The following is a 3,168-nucleotide window of genomic DNA, read 5'->3' on the forward strand; positions in this document are numbered from 1 at the left end:
CGATGACCTCTTCGCGCTTGACGTTGAGCTGCGCGGCGACCTTGTCGATCTCGGCCTCGGACAGGCCGGCGCGGTGCGTGTCACCCTCGGCGGCTTCGCCCTTGAACTGGCGCTTCATCGAGCGCAGATTGAAGAACAGCTTGCGCTGCGCCTTGGTCGTCGCGACCTTGACCATGCGCCAGTTCTTCAGGATGTACTCGTGGATCTCGGCCTTGATCCAGTGCAGCGCATAGCTGACCAGCCGCACGCCCTGCTCGGGGTCGAAGCGCTTGACGGCCTTCATCAGGCCGACGTTGCCTTCCTGGATCAGATCACCGTGCGGCAGGCCGTAACCGAGGTACTGGCGGGCCACCGAGACGACCAGGCGCAGGTGCGACAGCACCAGCCGGCCGGCAGCGTCCAGATCTTGCTTGTCACGCAGCTTGCGCGCCAGACTCGACTCTTCGTCCGCCGTCAGCATCGGCAGCCGGTTGACGGCGCTGATGTAGGCATCGAGGTTGCCGAGCGAAGGCACCAGGGCCCACGGATCACGCAGAGAAAGGGCGGTGGAAGATGACAGTTGCATGGTGGACATAGACTGTGCTTGCGTCCTGGAGTTCCCCTCAGTTTAGCACTCGCTCTCAGCGAGTGCTAAAGCCAAGAAGACACGCAAAGGCCAGACTCTTGACCATGAACCACAACAACAGACCAGGGCGGACCGGCTGGTGGAGCGGCGTGAACATGCTCATGCACGCGGACTGGACGCTGCTCGTCCGGGACCGCCGCTTCGCGATTGCGGTCGTGGGCGCACTGTTCATCCCTGCGTTGTACGCACTGATCTACCTGTCCAGCATGTGGGACCCCAGCGCGCGCACCAGCGCCCTGCGGGCAGGTCTCGTCAACGCGGACATGGGCGGGATCTTCCGCGGCCAGACGACGCACATGGGCGAGGATGTCAGCCAGACGTTGCTGCGCCAAGGCTTGTTCCAGTGGCAGCGCTTCGAGGACGCCGAGTCGGCCAAGCAGGCGGTGCGGCGAGGCGAGCTGAGCTTCGCGGTGCTGATTCCACCCAACTTCAGCGAGCTGGCAGTGCCGGGGCGCGAGGCTGGCGCCGCCAAGCTGGTGATCTACACCTCCGAGGGCAACAGCTACAGCGGCGCCGGCTTCGCCAAGCGGTTCGCGCCTGAACTGGCGCACCGTGTCAACGAAGCGCTCAACGAACAGCGCTGGGACATGGTGCTGACCACTGCGCAGGGTTCGAAGCTGAACCTGGCGACGCTGCGCGACCGGGTCGGTCACCTCCATGACGGCAGCCGGCTGCTGGCCGAGGGCACCCACCAAGCACGGCAGGGCGCAGCCGAGCTGTCCCTGGGGCTGGGCAAGGCGGGCGAAGCGGCGCAGCAGGTCCAGCGTGGCACCACCCAGCTCGCCGATGCCAGCACCCAGTTCGCCGGCGGATGGCGACAGCTTTCCTCGGGCTTGCGCACGCTGGACAGCCACCGCCCTGCGGCCACGGACCTGGACCCGCTGAAGTCCGGTTCGCAGCGATTGCTGCAAGGACAGACCGATCTGGGCAAGGGACTGGAGCAGCTCTACCAGGGCACCCGGCAACTCAAGGCCGGCACCCAGGCGCTGCAGCGCAGCACACAACCGATCCCGCTGATCGGCGACGGGCTGGCAGAAGGTGCGCGGGCGATCGACGACGGCGTCGAGCTGCTCGGCCTGGGTCTGGTGCAGGCCCGCGACGGCAACCAGCGGCTGATCGGCGGCATGCAGCAATTGCAGACCGGCATCCAGAGCGTGAGTGGCAGCTTCCTGCAGTTCAGCGGCGCGTTGCACCAGATCACCACCGCGCTGCCCGACGACAGCCGCGTCGATGCCCTGCCCCACGGCGCACAGCAACTCGGCAGCGGTGCGCTTGCACTGGGCGATGGCCTGCGCAAGCTGCAGAGCGGCCACACCCAGCTGCACGCCGGACTCACCCGGCTGGAATCGGGCAGCGCCCAGTTGCGCGATGGGCTGGCGCTGCTGGCCAGTGCCTTGCCCGGCGACGTGCCGCTGCCCGAAGGCAGCGCACGCGGCCTGGCCGATTCGGTCGAACCAGCCCTGGAAATCGTCGCCCCGGTGGGCAACGACGGTGCGGGCTTCGCACCGAATTTCGTGCCGATGTCCCTGTGGGTCGGGGCGGTGACGGCTGCGCTGCTGTTCAACCTGCGTCGCCTGCCCGATACCGCAGCCGGGCTGCGCCGTTCGGCCCAGGTCATGGGCAAGCTGGTCTGGCCGGCGACGGTGGTGCTGGGCCAGTCGGCGGTGATGGTCGCGATGATGATGGGCATCCTGCACATCCGCGTGCACGACCTCGGCCCCTTCGTCGTCACGGTGGCCGCAGCGTCGCTGGCCTTCCTGTTCATCCTGTTCGCGCTGATCCGCTGGTTCGGCGAGCTGGGCAAGGTGCTGGGCATCATCCTGCTGATCGTGCAGCTGTCGTCGGCCGGAGCGACCCTGCCGATCGAGCTGGCCACACCGTTCTTCCAGGCGCTGCACCCCTATCTGCCATTCACCTGGGTCGTGCGGGCCTTCCGTGCCAGCATGTTCGGCGCCTATGACGGCCAGTGGATGGCCCACTGGGCGGTGGTGGCGGGTTGCGGTGGCGCAGCACTGCTCAGCGCGACATTGGCGGGACGCTGGAAGATCATCCCCGCCGCGGACTACCACCCCGGCATCGAAATCGACTGATCAGGCCACCGTGCCGGCCAGTGCCCGCAACTCCTCCACGTCGCGGACCTGCACCTGGTAGCCGCGCACCGACAGCACTCCGCGCGACTCGAAGCTGCGCATCAACCGCGACAGCGTCTCGGGCGACATGGCCAGCTGCTGGGCGATGTCGCGCTTGCGCTCCTGCAGGCGCAACTCGGCCTGGCCGCTGCGCTGCGGCAGACGTTGCAGCAACCACTGCGCCAGCCGGGCCGGCGCGTCGTTGTGCAACAGGTTGCGCGAGGCCAACGTCATCTGCTGGACCTGCTGCGCCAGCGTTTCGCAGAACTGCTGGGCGAGCGTCGGATGGATCGACATCTGGTCGCGGACAGCATCCAGCGGCAGATCGGCGACGACCACGTCCGACAGCGCCTGTGCTTCCATCGCGTACGGCTGGCCAAGCCAGGCAGCACTGACGTCCAGCCACGCCGGACC

Annotated in this window: 3 protein-coding genes; 1 reads left to right on the plus strand and 2 read right to left on the minus strand. The window is 67.5% G+C overall.

The window, feature by feature from the left end:
• Nucleotides 1-574, minus strand: a 574-nt coding sequence (locus AB3X43_RS06745) for an RNA polymerase factor sigma-32 (protein WP_369429095.1), incomplete at its 3' end; no start/stop codon positions are given.
• Nucleotides 575-669: 95 nt separating this feature from the next.
• On the opposite strand from AB3X43_RS06745, the gene AB3X43_RS06750 reads away from it, so the two are divergent.
• Nucleotides 670-2,715, plus strand: a complete 2,046-nt coding sequence (locus AB3X43_RS06750) for a YhgE/Pip domain-containing protein (RefSeq protein WP_369429096.1) — start codon at nucleotides 670-672, stop codon at nucleotides 2,713-2,715.
• Here AB3X43_RS06750 and AB3X43_RS06755 read toward each other — a convergent pair.
• Nucleotides 2,716-3,168 (minus strand): Crp/Fnr family transcriptional regulator (locus AB3X43_RS06755; protein ID WP_369429097.1); only part of this gene is annotated, 453 nt, incomplete at its 5' end. It lies immediately after the preceding gene.

The sequence above is a fragment of the Sphaerotilus sp. genome (assembly GCF_041083715.1).
Lineage (GTDB): Bacteria > Pseudomonadota > Gammaproteobacteria > Burkholderiales > Burkholderiaceae_C > Sphaerotilus.

Coding starts and splice junctions, on each gene's coding strand:
- AB3X43_RS06750 (WP_369429096.1), top strand. CDS start 670: ATGAACCACAACAACAGACCAGGGCGGACCGGCTGGTGGAGCGGCGTG.